Here is a 17,839-nt window from a genome sequence, read left to right on the forward strand (position 1 = left end):
GCGCAACAGCCAGGAACCGATCCGTGACCATGATCACCTCCCAGTCCGGGAACCAGGGCCAGCAGGACAGCAGGCCCGGCCCCTCGCTTCGCCCCGGGGCGGGTGCGCCCGGTACGCTCACCGCCGTGCCACCCGCCGACCACTCCCAAACCCCCCAGAAGGGCGCATCCGTGACCTACCCGGGGCCGCCCAGGCCGGCGCAGATCTCCGCCACACCCCTCGCGGAACTCGCCGACGAACTGGGCGCCGCCGTGACCATGACGACAGCGCCGGTGCCGACCGCCGAGATCACGGGCATCACCCATGACTCGCGCGCCGTCCGCCCCGGCGACCTGTACGCCGCGCTGCCCGGCGCCCGTCTGCACGGCGCCGACTTCGTCACCCAGGCGGCCGGCCTCGGCGCCGTCGCCGTCCTGACGGACCCGGCCGGTGCCGACCGAGCGGCCGCAACGGGCCTGCCGGTACTGGTCGTTGACGACCCGCGCGGGCAGATGGGCGAGCTGGCGGCCACGATCTACGGCCACCCCGGCCGCGATCTGCTCCAGATCGGCATCACCGGAACATCCGGCAAGACGACGACCGCGTACCTCGTGGAGGGCGGCCTGAAAACGGTCCGGTCCACCGGTCTGATCGGCACGGTCGAGATGCGCATCGGCGACGAGCGCATCAAGTCGGAGCGCACGACCCCCGAAGCCACCGATCTCCAGGCCCTGTTCGCGGTCATGCTGGAGCGCGGGGTCGACGCGGTCGCCATGGAGGTCTCCAGCCACGCGCTGGTCCTCGGCCGGGTCGACGCCTGCATCTTCGACATCGCGGTCTTCACCAACCTCAGCCCGGAACACATGGAGTTCCACACGGGCATGGAGGACTACTTCCAGGCCAAGGCGCAGCTGTTCACCCCGCTGCGCAGCCGACAAGGGGTGGTCAACCTCGACGACGCGTACGGCCGCAGGCTCGCCGTCGAGGCCACGGTCCCCGTGGTCACCTACTCCGCCGAGGGCCACCCGGACGCCGACTGGCGCGCCCAGGACGTCGAAGTCGGCCCGATGGACTCGACGTTCACCGCGGTCGGCCCCAAGGGCGAGCTGATCACCGCTCGTTCACCGCTCGCCGGCTCCTTCAACGTGGCCAACACCCTCGCCGCGATCGCCGCCCTGGCCACCGCCGGCCTCGACCCGCAACTCGCCGCCGACGGCATCGCCGCGGTGCCGGGCGTGCCGGGCCGGCTGGAGCGCGTGGACGTCGGGCAGCCGTATCTCGCGGTCGTCGACTACGCCCACAAGACGGACGCCGTCGAATCGGTTCTGCGCGCGCTGCGCAAGGTCACCGAGGGCAAGGTGCACGTCGTGCTCGGCTGCGGCGGGGACCGCGACAAGACGAAACGTGAGCCCATGGGTGCCGCCGTCGCCCGGCTCGCCGACACCGCCGTACTGACATCGGACAACCCCCGCTCCGAGGACCCCCTCGCGATCCTCGCGACAATGCTCCAGGGCGCCGCGTCGGTGCCCGCGCACGAGCGCGGCGAGGTCCAGGTCTTCGAGGACCGGGCCGCCGCCATCGCCGCCGCCGTCGCCCGCGCACAGCCGGGCGACACCGTGCTGGTCGCGGGCAAGGGCCACGAGCAGGGCCAGGACATCGCCGGAGTGGTCCGTCCCTTCGACGACCGCCAGGTGCTTCGCGAAGCTATCCAGAAGACCCAGGGATGAACTTGTGATCGCCCTCTCCCTCGCCGAGATCGCTGAAGTCGTCGGCGGGCAGACGCACGACATACCGGATCCGTCCGTCCAGGTCACCGGCCCGGTGGTCCGCGACTCCCGGGAAGTGGAACCCGGCAGCCTCTTCGTCGCCTTCGTCGGCGAGCACGTCGACGGCCACGACTTCGCGGCCGCGGTCGTCGAGGCGGGCGCGGTGGCCCTCCTGGCGTCCCGCCCGGTCGGCGTGCCCGCGATCGTCGTGGACGACGTCCAGAGCGCCCTGGGCGCCCTCGCCCGTCATGTCGTACGACGGCTCGGCGCGACCCTCGTGGCCCTCACCGGCTCGGCGGGCAAGACCAGCACCAAGGACCTCATCGCCCAGGTGCTCGCGCGCAAGGCGCCCACGGTGTTCACACCGGGATCGTTGAACAATGAGATCGGGCTGCCGCTGACCGCGCTGAGCGCCACCGCCGAGACGAGGTTCCTCGTCCTGGAGATGGGCGCCCGCGGCATCGGTCACATCCGCTACCTCGCGGATCTGACGCCCCCGCAGATCGGCCTCGTCCTCAACGTCGGCACCGCCCACATCGGCGAGTTCGGTGGCCGGGAGCAGATCGCACAGGCAAAGGGCGAACTCGTAGAAGCGCTCCCTTCAGTTGAAGACGGCGGCGTCGCGGTCCTCAACGCGGACGATCCGCTCGTACGGGCCATGGCGTCCCGTACGAAGGCGAAGGTGATCCTTTTCGGAGAGTCCGGCGAAGCGGACGTACGGGCCGAGAACGTGAGACTCACGGACAGCGGACAGCCCGCCTTCAGCCTTCACACACCCTCCGGGTGCAGCGAAGTGACCATGCGCCTGTACGGTGAGCACCACGTGTCGAACGCGCTCGCCGCGGCCGCCGTCGCCCATGAGCTGGGCATGTCCGCAGACGAGATCGCCACCGCGCTCTCCGAGGCGGGCTCCCTCTCCCGCTGGCGGATGGAGGTCACCGAGCGACCGGACGGCGTGACCATCGTCAACGACGCCTACAACGCGAACCCCGAGTCCATGCGAGCCGCCTTGCGCGCGCTCGCGGCCATGGGCAAGGGGCGGCGGACCTGGGCGGTGCTCGGCAAGATGGCCGAGCTCGGGGACGAGGCGCTCGCCGAGCACGACGCGGTCGGACGGCTCGCTGTCCGGCTCAATGTCGGCAAGCTCGTCGCGGTCGGGGGCAGGGAAGCGTCCTGGCTGCAACTGGGCGCATATAACGAGGGTTCGTGGGGTGAGGAGTCGGTGCACGTGTCCGACGCACAGGCGGCGGTCGACCTGTTGCGCAGCGAGTTGCGCCCGGGAGACGTCGTTCTCGTGAAGGCGTCCCGGTCGGTCGGTCTGGAGAGCGTGGCGCAGGCGCTCGTCGAGGCCGGTACCGAGGGTGAGGTCGCTGTCCGATGATGAAGCAGATCCTGTTCTCAGGAGTCATCGGCCTGTTCCTGACCCTGCTGGGCACCCCGCTGCTGATCAAGCTGCTGGCCCGCAAGGGCTACGGCCAGTACATCCGCGACGACGGCCCGCGCGAGCACGCCAGCAAGCGCGGTACGCCGACGATGGGCGGTATCGCGTTCATCTTCGCGACGGTCGCCGCGTACTTCCTGTCCAAGGTCATCACCGGATACCCCCCGACCTACTCGGGGCTGCTGGTGCTCGGCCTGATGTGCGGCATGGGTGTGGTCGGCTTCCTCGACGACTACATCAAGATCGTCAAGCGGCGTTCGCTGGGCCTGCGGGCCAAGGCGAAGATGGCCGGCCAGCTGATCGTCGGCATCAGCTTCGCGGTGCTCGCGCTGATGTTCCCGGACTCCCGCGGCAACACCCCGGCCTCCACGAAGCTGTCGTTCATCACGGACTTCGGCTGGAAGATCGGCCCGATCCTGTTCGTGATCTGGGCGCTGTTCATGATCCTCGCGATGTCGAACGGCGTGAACCTGACGGACGGTCTGGACGGTCTCGCCACCGGCGCGTCGGTCCTGGTCTTCGGTGCCTACACATTCATCGGTGTCTGGCAGTTCCAGGAGTCCTGCGCCAACGCGACGACCCTGACCAACCCGAACGCCTGCTACGAAGTGCGCGATCCGCTCGACCTCGCGGTCATCGCCTCCGCGCTGATGGGTGCCTGCCTGGGCTTCCTGTGGTGGAACACCTCGCCGGCCAAGATCTTCATGGGCGACACGGGCTCACTCGCCCTCGGCGGTGTCCTCACCGGTCTGGCGATCCTCTCCCGCACGGAGCTGCTCGTCGCCATCATGGGTGGCCTCTTCGTCCTCATCACCATGTCGGTGGTCATCCAGGTCGGCTCGTTCAAGCTCACCGGCAAGCGGGTCTTCCGAATGGCCCCGCTCCAGCACCACTTCGAACTCAAGGGCTGGTCCGAAGTGCTCGTGGTGGTCCGCTTCTGGATCATCCAGGGCATCTGCGTGATCGTCGGCCTGGGCCTCTTCTACGCGGGATGGGCAGCGGAAAAGTGACCGACGGTCAGGGGCTCTCCTTCGAGGGCAAGCACGTCACCGTCGCCGGGCTCGGAGTCTCCGGCATCCCGGCGGCCAAGGTCCTGCACGGCCTCGGCGCGCTCGTCACGGTCGTCAACGACGGCGCCGACGAGCGCTCCCGGGCCCAGGCGGCCGACCTGGAGGCGCTCGGCATCACCGTGTGTCTCGGTGATGGTGCGACCCTGCCCGACGGCACCGAACTGATCGTCACCACCCCCGGCTGGCAGCCCGACAAGCCGCTGTTCACGGCGGCCCGGGCGGCCGGTGTCGAGATCTGGGGCGACGTGGAGCTGGCGTGGCGCCTGCGCGGCCCCGAGGCGGCCCCTTGGCTGGCCGTCACCGGCACCAACGGCAAGACCACCACCGTCCAGATGCTCGCCTCGATCCTGAAGGCGGGCGGCCTGCGTACGGCGGCGGTCGGCAACATCGGCGTCTCGGTCCTGGACGCCGTACTCGGGGACGAGCGGTACGACGTCCTCGCCGTGGAACTGTCGAGCTACCAGCTGCACTGGGCGCCCTCGGTGCGCGCCCACTCCGCCGCCGTTCTCAACCTGGCGCCCGATCACCTCGACTGGCACGGCTCGATGGAGGCGTACGCCGCCGACAAGGGCCGTATCTACGAAGGCAATCGGGTCGCCTGCGTCTACAACGTCGCCGACAAGGCCACCGAGGACCTGGTCCGCGAGGCCGACGTCGAGGAGGGGTGCCGGGCGATCGGCTTCACCCTCGGCAGCCCCGCGCCGTCCCAACTCGGCGTCGTGGACGGCGTCCTGGTGGACCGCGCCTTCGTCGAGGACCGGCAGAAGAACGCGCAGGAGCTGGCGGAGGTCTCCGACGTCGACCCGCCCGCCCCGCACAACATCGCCAACGCCCTTGCCGCCGCTGCCCTCGCGCGCGCCTTCGGGGTGCCCGCCAAGGCCGTACGGGACGGGCTGCGGGCCTTCACGCCCGACGCGCACCGCATCGCGCACGTGGCCGATGTGGACGGTGTCGCGTACATCGACGACTCCAAGGCCACCAACACCCATGCGGCGGAAGCCTCGTTGGCGGCCTACGAGTCGATCGTGTGGATCGCGGGCGGACTAGCCAAGGGAGCGACCTTCGACGAGTTGGTCGCCAAGTCGGCGAAGCACCTTCGGGGTGTGGTGCTGATCGGCGCCGATCGCGCGCTGATCCGCGAAGCCCTCGCGCGACACGCGCCGGAAGTACCCGTCGTCGACCTCGACCGGACCGACACTGGGGCGATGCTCGCGGCTGTCCAGGAGGCACAGCGGCTCGCCGCCGCCGGCGACACGGTGCTGCTCGCCCCGGCCTGCGCCTCCATGGACATGTTCGCCAACTACAACAAGCGCGGTGACGCGTTCGCCTCGGCGGTTCGCGAACTCGGCGCCTGACCGACGCAAGCGGAGGCGCTGATGCCCAGTAGCCGTACCGGCCGGCCGCCCGTGCAGCAGCGGACCCCCAGACGTCCCGCCGCCGCCAGGACCGTCCGCGACAACCCCGTACGACGGCTCTACACCAACGCGCGCCGGGCCTGGGACCGGCCGCTGACCGCCTACTACCTGATCGCCGGCGGCAGCGTGCTGATCACCGTGCTCGGTCTGGTGATGGTCTACTCGGCCTCCCAGATCACCGCACTCCAACTCTCGCTGCCCGGCTCCTATTTCTTCCGCAAACAGTTCCTCGCCGCCTGTATCGGCGGGGTCTTGGCGCTGGCCGCCTCGCGGATGCCGGTCAAGTTGCACCGGGCGCTGGCCTATCCGATCCTCGCGGGCGCCGTCTTCATGATGGCGCTGGTGCAGTTGCCGGGGATAGGGATGTCGGTCAACGGCAACCGCAACTGGATCTCGCTCGGCGGCTCCTTCCAGATCCAGCCCAGCGAGTTCGGCAAGCTGGCCCTGGTCCTGTGGGGCGCCGACCTGCTCGCCCGCAAGCAGGACAAGGCGATGCTGTCCCAGTGGAAGCACATGCTGGTGCCGCTGGTGCCGGTCGCGTTCATGCTGCTCGGACTGATCATGCTCGGCGGCGACATGGGTACGGCGATCATCCTCACCGCGATCCTGTTCGGCCTGCTCTGGCTGGCCGGCGCTCCGACTCGGCTCTTCGCCGGCGTGCTGTCGATCGCGGCCGTGATCGGTGTGATCCTCATCAAGACCAGCCCCAACCGCATGGCCCGGCTCGCCTGCATCGGCGCCACCGAGCCCAAGACCGGGGTCGCCGACTGCTGGCAGGCCGTGCACGGGATCTACGCGCTCGCATCCGGCGGGATCTTCGGCTCCGGGCTCGGCGCGAGTGTGGAGAAATGGGGTCAACTCCCCGAGGCCCACACCGACTTCATCTTCGCCGTCACCGGTGAGGAACTGGGTCTGGCGGGCACACTGTCGGTGCTCGCCCTCTTCGCGGCTCTAGGCTATGCGGGTATCCGCGTGGCCGGACGCACGGAGGACCCCTTCGTGAGGTATGCCGCGGGAGGCGTGACCACCTGGATCATCGCTCAGGCGGTGATCAACATCGGTGCGGTGCTCGGCCTGCTGCCGATCGCCGGCGTCCCGCTCCCGCTGTTCTCCTACGGGGGTTCCGCCCTGCTGCCGACCATGTTCGCCATCGGGTTGCTGATCGCCTTCGCGCGCGACGACCCCGCTGCGCGGGCGGCGCTTGCGATGCGGCAACCCCGCTTTGGTAGAAAACGGGGAGGCAGGGGTACCGGTTCCGGCCAAAGGCCCCGGAGATGGAACACGATGCGACGGCGTGCCTCGGCGGCGCGTTCGTCCGGAGAGCGGTGAATTTCGGTGCATGTCGTACTCGCCGGTGGGGGGACCGCCGGCCACATCGAGCCGGCGCTCGCCCTCGCGGACGCCCTGCGCAGGCAGGACCCCACCGTGGGGATCACAGCCCTGGGCACGGAGCGCGGCCTTGAGACCCGTCTCGTACCCGAGCGGGGCTACGAACTCGCGCTGATCCCCGCCGTACCCCTGCCGCGCAGGCCCACCCCCGAACTGATCACCGTGCCGGGCCGGTTGCGCGGCACGATCAAGGCGGCCGAGCAGATCCTGGAGCGCACCAAGGCGGACTGTGTCGTCGGCTTCGGCGGCTATGTGGCGCTGCCCGGCTATCTCGCGGCCAAGCGCCTCGGGGTGCCGATCGTGATCCACGAGGCCAACGCCCGGCCCGGGTTGGCCAACAAGATCGGCTCGCGGTACGCGGCCCGGGTCGCCGTCTCGACCCCGGACAGCAAGCTGCGGGACGCCCGCTACATCGGCATCCCGCTGCGCCGCACGATCGCCACCCTGGACCGCGCGGCCGTACGGCCCGAGGCCCGGGCCGCGTTCGGGCTCGACCCGAACCTGCCGACCCTGCTGGTCTCCGGCGGCTCGCAGGGCGCCCGGCACCTGAACGAGGTGGTCGAGCGGGTCGCGCCGTACCTCCAACAGGCCGGAATCCAGATCCTGCACGCGGTCGGCCCGAAGAACGAACTGCCGCAGGTGCACCAGATGCCGGGGATGCCCCCCTACATCCCGGTACCGTACGTGGACCGGATGGACCTCGCGTACGCCGCGGCCGACATGATGCTCTGCCGCGCGGGCGCGATGACCGTCGCCGAACTCTCCGCCGTCGGACTCCCGGCCGCCTACGTCCCGCTGCCCATCGGCAACGGCGAACAGCGGCTGAACGCCCAGCCGGTGGTCAAGGCCGGCGGCGGACTCCTGGTCGACGACGCGGAACTGACGCCCGAGTGGGTCCAGGGCAACGTCCTGCCCGTGCTCGCCGACCCGCACCGGCTGTACGAGATGTCGCGCGCGGCAAGCGAGTTCGGCCGCCGGGACGCCGACGACCTGCTCGTCGGCATGGTGTACGAGGCGATCGCCTCGCGGCACCGTTAGCCATATGTGAGAGAGGCAGGGGAGCGTGGCCGGACCGAGCACCGCCGAGCGCGGTGAACGCCAACAGGAGTCGTCCGGCCCGCCCCTTGTCCGGCGTCTGGGACCAAGACGCCTTCGTCTGATTGTCGTACTCGCCCTCGCCGCAGCCCTGTTGGGCACCGCCGCGGTCTGGCTGCTCTACGGCTCGCAGTGGCTGCGGGTCGAGAAGGTGTCGGTCTCCGGGACAAAGGTTCTGACGCCGGAGCAGGTGCGCGAAGCCGCCGACGTTCCGGTCGGCGGACCGTTGATTTCCGTCGACACCGATGCGATCGAAGCCCGACTCCGCAGTAAATTGCCCCGAATTGGCACTGTTGACGTAGTCCGTTCCTGGCCTCATGGAATCGGGCTGAAAGTGACCGAACGCAGCCCGGTCCTGGTGGAGAAAAAGGGCGGAAACTTCATCGAAGTGGACGGCAAGGGCGTGCGGTTCGCCACCGTTTCCACGCCACCGAAGTCCGTCCCCACTCTCGAATTGGCGCTCTCCCCGTCGAGTTCGTCCGCGGCGGGCCTGCGCCGCTTCGGCGAGGACCGACTCGTGCGCGAGGCGGTGAAGGTCGCGGGTGACATTCCGGCCGCGGTCGCACGCGTCACCCAGGTCGTCAAGGTCCGTTCCTACGACGGCATCTCGCTGGAGTTGAGCGGCGGCCGGACGGTCTCTTGGGGAAGTGGTGACAAGGGCGCGGCGAAGGCGCGTACGCTCACCGCTCTCATGAAAGCAGCTTCCGGCGCCCGGCACTTCGACGTAAGTGTTCCCACCGCCCCTGCGTCAGCCGGGAGTTGACGCACATTCGCGCAGGCCAGCACCCTGGTTGGGCAGCGCTACGGCTGATCACATAGGGTGAAAAGAAAAACGGGAGGTTCGGCGTGTTCGTTGAACGTGCGCCACTTGTCGACTTAGTGTCCTGTTCAGAAGACTTCAAGGAACGGACACACTGGTAACCCTAAACTTCAACGTTAGGGTTCGGGTCGGCGCTACGGACCGTCCCATTCGGCATCCGTCGTCGGGTCGCGGAACACCGCGATCGACGACACGTAACTCGAGGCGAGAGGCCTTCGACGTGGCAGCACCGCAGAACTACCTCGCAGTCATCAAAGTCATCGGTGTCGGCGGCGGTGGTGTCAATGCCATCAACCGGATGATCGAGGTCGGTCTCAAGGGCGTCGAGTTCATCGCCATCAACACCGACGCGCAGGCGCTGTTGATGAGCGACGCCGACGTCAAACTCGACGTCGGCCGTGAACTCACCCGCGGACTCGGCGCCGGCGCCAACCCGGCCGTCGGCCGCAAGGCCGCCGAGGATCACCGCGAGGAGATCGAGGAGGTCCTCAAGGGGGCCGACATGGTCTTCGTGACGGCAGGCGAAGGCGGCGGCACCGGCACCGGCGGCGCGCCCGTCGTGGCCAACATCGCCCGCCAGCTCGGCGCCCTCACCATCGGCGTGGTCACCCGCCCGTTCACCTTCGAGGGACGGCGTCGCGCCAACCAGGCGGAGGACGGCATCGCCGAACTCCGCGAAGAGGTCGACACCCTCATCGTCATCCCGAACGACCGGCTGCTGTCCATCTCGGACCGCCAGGTCTCGGTCCTCGACGCCTTCAAGTCGGCGGACCAGGTCCTGCTCTCCGGTGTGCAGGGCATCACCGATCTCATCACCACCCCCGGCCTGATCAACCTCGACTTCGCCGACGTCAAGTCCGTGATGTCCGAGGCCGGTTCGGCCCTCATGGGTATCGGCTCGGCCCGCGGCGACGACCGCGCGGTGGCGGCGGCCGAGATGGCGATCTCCTCGCCGCTCCTGGAGGCCTCCATCGACGGCGCCCGCGGCGTCCTGCTCTCCATCTCCGGCGGCTCCGACCTCGGCCTGTTCGAGATCAACGAAGCGGCCCAACTGGTCAGCGAGGCCGCCCACCCCGAGGCCAACATCATCTTCGGCGCGGTCATCGACGACGCCCTCGGCGACGAGGTCCGGGTCACGGTCATCGCGGCCGGCTTCGACGGTGGCCAGCCGCCGACCCGCCGCGAGACGGGCGGAAGCTCCACTTCGGCCCGCCGCGACGAGCCGACTCCGGTACGGCAGGAGAGCCGTCCGTCCTTCGGCTCGCTCGGCAGCGTCAAGCCCAAGGAGGAGCCGGAGCACGCTCCGGAGCCGGTCGCCGACCACCCGGTCGCCCCGCCGGTCCCGCCGTCGCGGACCTACTCGGACAGCGCCGCCGAGGAGCTGGACGTACCGGACTTCCTGAAGTGATAGGACAGTTCGACACCGTGAGCGGCGCGCATTTCGCCTTCACCGACAGGTGGGGCGGGGTGAGCGCCGTTCCGTACGAGGAGCTCAACCTCGGCGGAGCGGTCGGCGACGACGCCGACGCGGTCCGTACCAATCGCGAACTGGCCGCCAAGTCACTGGGGTTGGACCCGGCGCTGGTGGTCTGGATGAGCCAGGTGCACGGCGCGGACGTGGCGGTCGTCGAGGAGCCCTGGGACGCCTCGGACATCCCCTCCGTCGACGCGGTCGTCACCGCCCGGCGCGGCCTCGCCCTCGCCGTGCTGACCGCCGACTGCACGCCGGTCCTGCTCGCCGACCCGGTCGCCGGGATCGCGGGCGCGGCCCACGCCGGACGCCCGGGCATGGTCGCCGGGGTCGTCCCCGCCGCCGTACGGGCCATGGTGGAACTCGGCGCCGATCCCGCCCGGATCCTCGCCCGCACCGGACCCGCCGTCTGCGGCCGGTGCTACGAAGTGCCCGCGGACATGCGCGCCGACGTCGCCGCCGTGGAACCGGCGGCGTACGCCGAGACGAGTTGGGGCACTCCCGCGGTCGACGTGACCGCCGGGGCGCACGCGCAGCTCGGCCGGCTCGGGGTGCGCGACCGGGAGCGGTCGTCGGTGTGCACCCGTGAATCGGACGACCACTTCTCGTACCGCCGCGACCGTACGACCGGGCGCCTGGCGAGCTATGTCTGGCTGGACTGATCGGACATGACGGACCGTGGGCAAGAAATCGCCGTGAATCTGGCGAGAGTCGAGGAACGTATCGCCGCCGCCTGTACGGCGGCCGGGCGCAAGCGTGAAGAAGTGACCCTGATCGTGGTCACCAAGACCTATCCGGCGAGCGACGTGCGGATGTTGGCGGAACTCGGTGTGCGTCATGTCGCCGAGAACCGGGACCAGGACGCCGCCCCGAAGGCCGCCGAATGCGCGGATCTGCCGCTGAGTTGGCACTTCGTCGGTCAGTTGCAGACCAACAAGGTGCGATCCGTGGTCGGTTACGCCGATGTCGTGCAGTCGGTCGACCGGTCCCGGCTCGTCACCGCGCTGTCGAAGGAGGCCGAGCGGTCCGGGCGCGAACTGGGCTGTCTCATCCAGGTCGCACTCGACGCGGGAGTGAGCGGGCGGGGCGAGCGGGGTGGCGTCGGACCGGGTGGGATCGGGGAGTTGGCCGATCTCGTCGCCGGGGCCCCGGGGTTGCGGCTCGACGGACTGATGACCGTCGCTCCGCTCACCGGTGAGTACGAGGGACGCCAACTGGAGGCGTTCGGGCGGTTGATGGATTTGTCGACTGACCTGCGCCGAGCCCATCCTGCTGCGAACATGGTGTCGGCAGGGATGAGTGCGGACCTCGAACAGGCCGTGGCAGCCGGAGCGACACATGTACGCGTCGGCACTGCGGTACTCGGCGTGCGCCCCAGGCTCGGGTAACGTCGCCAGGAAGTCGGACCACAGCAGAAAATATGGTCAATGCCGCCGAAGGTGGGCGCAACGACCTCGTGGATCGCGGGCACTTGGCAGTCGTCAGCCGATCCACCACAGAGCGGAGGACTCAGAGCATGGCCGGCGCGATGCGCAAGATGGCGGTCTACCTCGGCCTCGTGGAGGACGATGGGTACGACGGCCGGGGTTTCGACCCCGATGACGACTTCGAACCCGAACTGGACCCGGAGCCCGAGCGGGACCGTCGACGGCACGAGCCGTCGCACCAGTCACACACCCCACATCAGTCTCAAAGGGACGAACCGGTACGAGTGGTGCAGCCTCCGGCCCCTCGTGAACCGGTGTCCCATTCCGCTTCACTGGGTGCGGAATCAGGGCGTCCGGCGCGTATCGCGCCCGTGGCATCCATCACACAAGAACGCCAGTCCCTGGAGAAGAACGCACCGGTGATCATGCCCAAGGTCGTGTCGGAACGAGAGCCTTACCGGATCACCACACTTCACCCCCGGACCTACAACGAGGCCCGTACCATCGGGGAACACTTCCGTGAAGGCACCCCGGTGATCATGAATCTGACTGAGATGGATGACACAGACGCCAAGCGACTTGTCGACTTTGCGGCCGGTTTGGTGTTTGGTCTTCACGGCAGCATCGAGCGGGTGACGCAGAAGGTGTTCCTGTTGTCGCCTGCTAACGTCGATGTCACGGCGGAGGACAAGGCCCGCATCGCAGAGGGCGGGTTCTTCAATCAGAGCTGAGACAGACAGCCGCTAGAAAGCACGGAACAGGGGAGAGGGAAAGACAGACCATGAGCGTGTTCGCGCAGGTGATCTACATCGCGCTGATGGTGTTCCTCATCGTGCTCATCTTCCGGTTGGTCATGGACTACGTCTTCCAGTTCGCCCGCTCATGGCAACCCGGCAAGGCGATGGTGGTCGTTCTGGAGGCCGCCTACACTGTCACCGATCCACCGTTGAAGCTTCTGCGGCGGTTCATCCCGCCGTTGCGTCTCGGGGGCGTGGCGCTCGACCTGTCCTTCTTCGTCCTGATGATCATCGTCTACATCTTGATCTCTATCGTGGGCAATCTCGCGAGGTGACAGTGGACGATACGGTCTTGCCGACTGCCGATGACTACGTTGAGGTGAAGAGATGCCGTTGACCCCCGAGGACGTGCGGAACAAGCAGTTCACGACCGTCCGCCTCCGAGAAGGCTATGACGAGGACGAGGTCGATGCCTTCCTCGACGAGGTCGAAGCCGAACTGACGCGCCTGCTCCGCGAGAACGAGGACCTGCGCGCCAAGTTGGCCGCGGCCACGCGCGCCGCGGCCCAGAACCAACAGAACATGCGCAAGCCCCCCGAACAGGACCAGCAGCAGGGCGGCATGCAGCAAGGCGGCATGCAGCAGCAGGGGATGCCCCAGCAGGGCATGCCCCCGCAAGGCATGCGCGGTCCGGGCGGCCCGGTGCCCGCCGGCATATCGGGCCCGCCGCAGCAGCAGATGGGCGGCCCCATGGGAGGCCCGCCCCAGCTGCCGAGCGGTGCCCCGCAGTTGCCCGCAGGCCCCGGTGGCCAGGGTCAGGGCGGCCCGCAGGGTCAGGGTCCGATGGGACAGGGCCCCATGGGCGGTCCGATGGGCCAGGGCCCGATGCAGGGTCAGATGCAGCAGATGGGCCAGGGCCCGATGCAGGGTCAGATGGGCGGCCAGCCCCCCATGCAGCAGCAGATGGGCGGTCCCATGGGCGGTCCCATGGGTGGCGGCATGCCGCAGCAGGGCCCCGGTGGCGACAGCGCCGCCCGTGTCCTCTCGCTGGCCCAGCAGACCGCCGACCAGGCGATCGCCGAGGCCCGTTCCGAGGCCAACAAGATCGTCGGCGAGGCCCGTTCGCGCGCCGAGGGTCTTGAGCGTGACGCCCGTGCCAAGGCCGACGCCCTGGAGCGGGACGCGCAGGAGAAGCACCGCGTCGCGATGGGCTCCCTGGAGTCCGCCCGCGCCACGCTGGAGCGCAAGGTCGAGGACCTGCGCGGCTTCGAGCGCGAGTACCGCACGCGTCTGAAGTCCTACCTGGAGTCCCAGCTGCGTCAGTTGGAGACCCAGGCCGACGACTCGCTGGCTCCGCCGCGTGCTCCGGCCGCCGCGTCGCTTCCGCCGTCCCCGGCGCCTTCCATGGCCCCGGCAGGCGCGAGCGCCCCGTCGTACGGCGGCAACCAGGGCATGGGCGGCCCGCCGCCCGCCGGTCCGTCCTACGGCGGCCAGCAGCAGATGTCCCCGGCCATGACCCAGCCGATGGCGCCGGTACGGCCGCAGGGCCCGTCGCCGATGGGCCAGGCTCCCTCGCCGATGCGCGGGTTCCTGATCGACGAGGACGACAACTGACCGGCCTTTAGTACGCCTTCGGCGTCGGCAGCGTTCAGGGCGGGGCCCCGGATTTCGATCCGGGGCCCCGCCCTTTTTACGCGGGTTGAGTGCTGGATCACGTGAGTTGACCATTGGGGCAGGTGAGTTGGCCGTCGGGCGTGCGAAAAGGGCCCGGCCTCCTCGAAGGAGGCCGGGCCCTTTCCCGTGCCGGTGGTGCCTACGCCTTGTGCAGGCGGAACACCAGGGACAGGCCCTCGTCGGTGAACGGGGTGCCGTAGCTGTCGTCCGCCTCGCCCTGGGCGAAGTCCGTGGCGAGGACCTCGTCGGCGATCAGGGCCGCGTGCTCGGACAGGGCCGCGATGACCGCTGGGTCGGTCGACGTCCAGCGCAGGGCGATCCGGTCGGCGACGTCCAGGCCGCTGTTCTTGCGGGACTCCTGGATCAGGCGGATCGCGTCACGGGCCAGGCCCGCCTGCCGCAGCTCCTCGGTGATCTCCAGGTCGAGGGCGACCGTCGCACCCGAGTCGGAGGCCACGGACCAGCCCTCGCGCGGGGTCTCTGTGATGATCACCTCATCCGGGGCCAGCGTGATGGTCTCGCCGTCCACCTCGACGGACGCCGTGCCCTCGCGCAGCGCCAGGGACAGCGCGGCCGCGTCCGCGTTCGCCACGGCCTTGGCCACGTCCTGGACGCGCTTGCCGAACCGTTTGCCCAGGGCGCGGAAGTTGGCCTTCGCCGTGGTGTCCACCAGCGAGCCGCCGACCTCGCTCAGCGAAGCGAGCCCCTCGACGTTCAGCTCCTCCGTGATCTGCGCGTGCAGTTCGCGGTCCAGGGCGGCGAAGCCCGTGGCCGCGATCAGCGCGCGGGACAGCGGCTGGCGCGTCTTGACGCCCGACTCCGCGCGCGTGGCCCGGCCCAGCTCCACCAGGCGCCGTACGAGGACCATCTGCTTCGACAGCTCGGGGTCGATGACGGACAGGTCCGCCTCCGGCCACGCGGACAGGTGGACCGACTCGGGGGCGCCCGGGGTCACCGGGACGATCAGGTCCTGCCAGACCCGCTCGGTGATGAACGGGGTCAGCGGGGCCATCAGTTGGGTGACCGTCGCGACGACCTCGTGCAGGGTGCGCAGCGCGGCCTTGTCGCCCTGCCAGAAGCGGCGGCGGGAGCGGCGGACGTACCAGTTGGACAGGTCGTCGACGAACGCCGACAGGAGCTTGCCGGCGCGCTGGGTGTCGTAGGACTCCAGAGCCTGTGTCACCTGGTCGGTGAGCGCGTGGAGTTCGGACAGGAGCCAGCGGTCCAGGACCGGGCGGTCGGCCGGGGCCGGGTCCGCCGCGCTCGGCGCCCAGTCGGATGTGCGCGCGTACAGGGCCTGGAAGGCGACCGTGTTCCAGTACGTCAGGAGGGTCTTGCGGACGACCTCCTGGATCGTGCCGTGGCCCACGCGGCGTGCCGCCCACGGGGAGCCGCCCGCCGCCATGAACCACCGCACCGCGTCGGCGCCGTGACGGTCCATCAGCGGGATCGGGTCCAGGGTGTTGCCCAAGTGCTTGGACATCTTGCGGCCGTCCTCGGCGAGGATGTGGCCGAGGCAGACGACGTTCTCGTACGACGACTTGTCGAACACCAGGGTGCCGATCGCCATCAGCGTGTAGAACCAGCCGCGGGTCTGGTCGATGGCCTCGCTGATGAACTGCGCCGGGTAGTGGGACTCGAAGAGTTCCTTGTTCTTGTGCGGGTAGCCCCACTGCGCGAACGGCATCGACCCCGAGTCGTACCAGGCGTCGATGACCTCGGGCACGCGCGTGGCGCTCTCGCCGCACTGGGGGCAGGCGAAGGTGACGGCGTCGATGAACGGGCGGTGCGGGTCCAGGCCCGACTGGTCGGTGCCCGTCAGCTCGGTCAGCTCCGCGCGGGAGCCCACCACCGTGAGGTGGTTGTCCTCGCAGCGCCAGATCGGCAGCGGGGTGCCCCAGTAGCGGCTGCGGGACAGCGCCCAGTCGATGTTGTTGTTCAGCCAGTCGCCGTAGCGGCCGTGCTTGACCGTGTCCGGGAACCAGTTGGTGTTCTCGTTCTCCTGGAGGAGACGGTCCTTGACGGCCGTGGTGCGGATGTACCAGGAGGGCTGTGCGTAGTAGAGCAGCGCGGTGTGGCAGCGCCAGCAGTGCGGGTAACTGTGCTCGTACGGCACGTGCTTGAAGAGCAGGCCGCGGTCCTTGAGGTCCTCGGTGAGCTTTTCGTCGGCCTTCTTGAAGAAGACACCGCCTACGAGCGGGACGTCCTCGGCGAAGGTGCCGTTCGGGCGGACCGGGTTCACGACCGGCAGGCCGTACGCGCGGCAGACCTTGAGGTCCTCCTCGCCGAAGGCGGGGGACTGGTGGACCAGACCCGTACCGTCCTCGGTCGTCACGTACTCCGCGTTCACCACGTAGTGCGCCGGCTCCGGGAACTCCACGAGCTCGAACGGACGTTGATACGTCCAGCGCTCCATCTCGGCGCCGGTGAAGGTCTCACCGGTTGTCTCCCAGCCCTCGCCGAGCGCCTTGGTGAACAGCGGCTCGGCGACGACGAGTTGCTCTGCGCTGTCGGGGCCCTTCGTCGCGACGACGTAGGTGACCTCGGGGTGGGCGGCGACGGCCGTGTTGGACACCAGCGTCCAGGGGGTCGTCGTCCACACCAGGAGCGCGGCACGGCCGGCCAGCGGACCGGAGGTGAGCGGGAAACGGACGTACACGGAGGGGTCGACGACCGTCTCGTAGCCCTGCGCCAGCTCGTGGTCCGAGAGGCCCGTCTGGTCGCGCGGGCACCAGGGGGCGACGCGGTAGTCCTGGACCAGCAGGCCCTTGTCGAAGATCTCCTTGAGGGACCACCAGACCGACTCGATGTACTCGGGGTCCATCGTGCGGTACGGGTTCTCGAGGTCCGTCCAGTACCCCATGCGGGTCGTGAGCGCCTCGAAGGCGTCGGTGTGCCGGGTCACGGACTCGCGGCACCTGGCGTTGAACTCGGCGATGCCGTACGCCTCGATGTCCTGCTTGTCGGTGAAGCCCAGCTCCTTCTCGACCGCCAGCTCCACAGGGAGGCCGTGGCAGTCCCAGCCGGCCTTGCGGGCCACGTGGTAGCCGCGCATGGTCCGGAAGCGGGGGAAGACGTCCTTGAAGACGCGCGCCTCGATGTGGTGGGCGCCCGGCATGCCGTTGGCCGTGGGCGGGCCCTCGTAGAACACCCACTCGGGGCGCCCCTCGGACTGGTCCAGGGTCTTGGCGAAGATCTTCTGCTCGCGCCAGAAGTCGAGCACGGCGTGCTCCAGCGCGGGCAGGTCGACCTGGGCGGGCACCTGGCGATACGTCGGCGTTGTCATCAGCGAGCTTCCTCCGGCGGACTTTCTGCCTTCCGTCCGGAGGGACGAGAGCTACGACTTTCCGTACGCCGTGTGCGGCGCGCTCCCGCGGTACCACCCTCCTTGGCTCCCCGGTGCACCTTGCACACCGGTGAGCCCCCTCATTGGGGTCGCGATACCGGGTCTACCGGCCGCGGCTGGTGGGCTGCGGCTTTCTTCCGGCGGCTCCGGGGTGATCTTCACGTCGCGCCGGCCCCCGGGCTTCCACCGTCCCCGGGTCGCTCTGGGCT

At 69.4% G+C, this 17,839-nt stretch carries 14 protein-coding genes; 13 read left to right on the forward strand and 1 reads right to left on the reverse strand.

Going from position 1 to position 17,839, the window contains the following annotated elements; all coding sequences use genetic code 11:
* Positions 1 to 170: 170 nt before the first annotated feature.
* The 13 genes from OG194_RS34810 to OG194_RS34870 all read left to right on the forward strand — a co-directional run bounded on the left by OG194_RS34810 (position 171) and on the right by OG194_RS34870 (position 14,224).
* Positions 171 to 1,706 carry a UDP-N-acetylmuramoyl-L-alanyl-D-glutamate--2,6-diaminopimelate ligase gene (locus OG194_RS34810; RefSeq protein WP_327407315.1) on the forward strand — a complete coding sequence of 512 codons (1,536 nt, stop codon included), beginning with the start codon at positions 171 to 173 and terminating at the stop codon, positions 1,704 to 1,706.
* Between the two features lie 4 nt (positions 1,707 to 1,710).
* A complete protein-coding gene (locus tag OG194_RS34815) occupies positions 1,711 to 3,126 on the forward strand; it encodes a UDP-N-acetylmuramoyl-tripeptide--D-alanyl-D-alanine ligase (protein WP_327404732.1) in 1,416 nt (471 codons plus the stop codon).
* Entirely contained in the window at positions 3,123 to 4,196 is a 1,074-nt protein-coding gene (gene mraY / locus OG194_RS34820; protein WP_327404733.1) for a phospho-N-acetylmuramoyl-pentapeptide-transferase, read from the forward strand. Before OG194_RS34815 ends, mraY begins: the two co-directional genes overlap by 4 nt.
* Positions 4,178 to 5,611 carry a UDP-N-acetylmuramoyl-L-alanine--D-glutamate ligase gene (murD, locus tag OG194_RS34825; RefSeq protein WP_327404734.1) on the forward strand — a complete coding sequence of 478 codons (1,434 nt, stop codon included), beginning with the start codon at positions 4,178 to 4,180 and terminating at the stop codon, positions 5,609 to 5,611. The genes mraY and murD overlap by 19 nt, the downstream gene beginning before the upstream one ends.
* A gap of 21 nt (positions 5,612 to 5,632) precedes the next feature.
* Positions 5,633 to 7,000: a putative lipid II flippase FtsW gene (gene ftsW / locus OG194_RS34830; RefSeq protein WP_327404735.1), complete on the forward strand. Its 1,368-nt coding sequence runs from the start codon at positions 5,633 to 5,635 to the stop codon at positions 6,998 to 7,000.
* A gap of 6 nt (positions 7,001 to 7,006) precedes the next feature.
* Positions 7,007 to 8,098: an undecaprenyldiphospho-muramoylpentapeptide beta-N-acetylglucosaminyltransferase gene (gene murG / locus OG194_RS34835; RefSeq protein WP_327404736.1), complete on the forward strand. Its 1,092-nt coding sequence runs from the start codon at positions 7,007 to 7,009 to the stop codon at positions 8,096 to 8,098.
* A 25-nt stretch (positions 8,099 to 8,123) separates the two neighbouring features.
* Entirely contained in the window at positions 8,124 to 8,918 is a 795-nt protein-coding gene (locus OG194_RS34840) for a cell division protein FtsQ/DivIB (protein WP_327404737.1), read from the forward strand.
* A 277-nt stretch (positions 8,919 to 9,195) separates the two neighbouring features.
* Entirely contained in the window at positions 9,196 to 10,383 is a 1,188-nt protein-coding gene (ftsZ, locus tag OG194_RS34845) for a cell division protein FtsZ (RefSeq protein WP_327404738.1), read from the forward strand.
* Positions 10,380 to 11,108 carry a peptidoglycan editing factor PgeF gene (pgeF, locus tag OG194_RS34850; RefSeq protein WP_327404739.1) on the forward strand — a complete coding sequence of 243 codons (729 nt, stop codon included), beginning with the start codon at positions 10,380 to 10,382 and terminating at the stop codon, positions 11,106 to 11,108. Before ftsZ ends, pgeF begins: the two co-directional genes overlap by 4 nt.
* A gap of 6 nt (positions 11,109 to 11,114) precedes the next feature.
* Positions 11,115 to 11,834, forward strand: coding sequence for a YggS family pyridoxal phosphate-dependent enzyme (locus OG194_RS34855; RefSeq protein WP_327404740.1), 720 nt, complete (start codon positions 11,115 to 11,117; stop codon positions 11,832 to 11,834).
* Between the two features lie 128 nt (positions 11,835 to 11,962).
* Positions 11,963 to 12,604 (forward strand): cell division protein SepF, encoded by a 642-nt coding sequence (locus OG194_RS34860; protein ID WP_033284465.1) that lies wholly within the window; start codon positions 11,963 to 11,965, stop codon positions 12,602 to 12,604.
* A 50-nt stretch (positions 12,605 to 12,654) separates the two neighbouring features.
* Positions 12,655 to 12,945, forward strand: a complete 291-nt coding sequence (locus OG194_RS34865; protein WP_019062316.1) for a YggT family protein — start codon at positions 12,655 to 12,657, stop codon at positions 12,943 to 12,945.
* Positions 12,946 to 12,997: 52 nt separating this feature from the next.
* Positions 12,998 to 14,224: a DivIVA domain-containing protein gene (locus OG194_RS34870; protein ID WP_327404741.1), complete on the forward strand. Its 1,227-nt coding sequence runs from the start codon at positions 12,998 to 13,000 to the stop codon at positions 14,222 to 14,224.
* Between the two features lie 199 nt (positions 14,225 to 14,423).
* Here the strand turns inward: OG194_RS34870 and ileS are convergent, their stop codons facing one another.
* A complete protein-coding gene (gene ileS, locus OG194_RS34875; RefSeq protein ID WP_327404742.1) occupies positions 14,424 to 17,570 on the reverse strand; it encodes an isoleucine--tRNA ligase in 3,147 nt (1,048 codons plus the stop codon).
* Positions 17,571 to 17,839 lie beyond the last annotated feature (269 nt).

Source organism: Streptomyces sp. NBC_01288, from assembly GCF_035982055.1.
Lineage (GTDB): Bacteria > Actinomycetota > Actinomycetes > Streptomycetales > Streptomycetaceae > Streptomyces.

Coding starts and splice junctions, on each gene's coding strand:
- murD (WP_327404734.1), top strand. CDS start 4,178: ATGGGCAGCGGAAAAGTGACCGACGGTCAGGGGCTCTCCTTCGAGGGC.
- mraY (WP_327404733.1), top strand. CDS start 3,123: ATGATGAAGCAGATCCTGTTCTCAGGAGTCATCGGCCTGTTCCTGACC.
- ftsW (WP_327404735.1), top strand. CDS start 5,633: ATGCCCAGTAGCCGTACCGGCCGGCCGCCCGTGCAGCAGCGGACCCCC.
- OG194_RS34870 (WP_327404741.1), top strand. CDS start 12,998: ATGCCGTTGACCCCCGAGGACGTGCGGAACAAGCAGTTCACGACCGTC.
- OG194_RS34865 (WP_019062316.1), top strand. CDS start 12,655: ATGAGCGTGTTCGCGCAGGTGATCTACATCGCGCTGATGGTGTTCCTC.
- ileS (WP_327404742.1), bottom strand. CDS start 17,570: ATGACAACGCCGACGTATCGCCAGGTGCCCGCCCAGGTCGACCTGCCC.
- OG194_RS34860 (WP_033284465.1), top strand. CDS start 11,963: ATGGCCGGCGCGATGCGCAAGATGGCGGTCTACCTCGGCCTCGTGGAG.
- OG194_RS34855 (WP_327404740.1), top strand. CDS start 11,115: ATGACGGACCGTGGGCAAGAAATCGCCGTGAATCTGGCGAGAGTCGAG.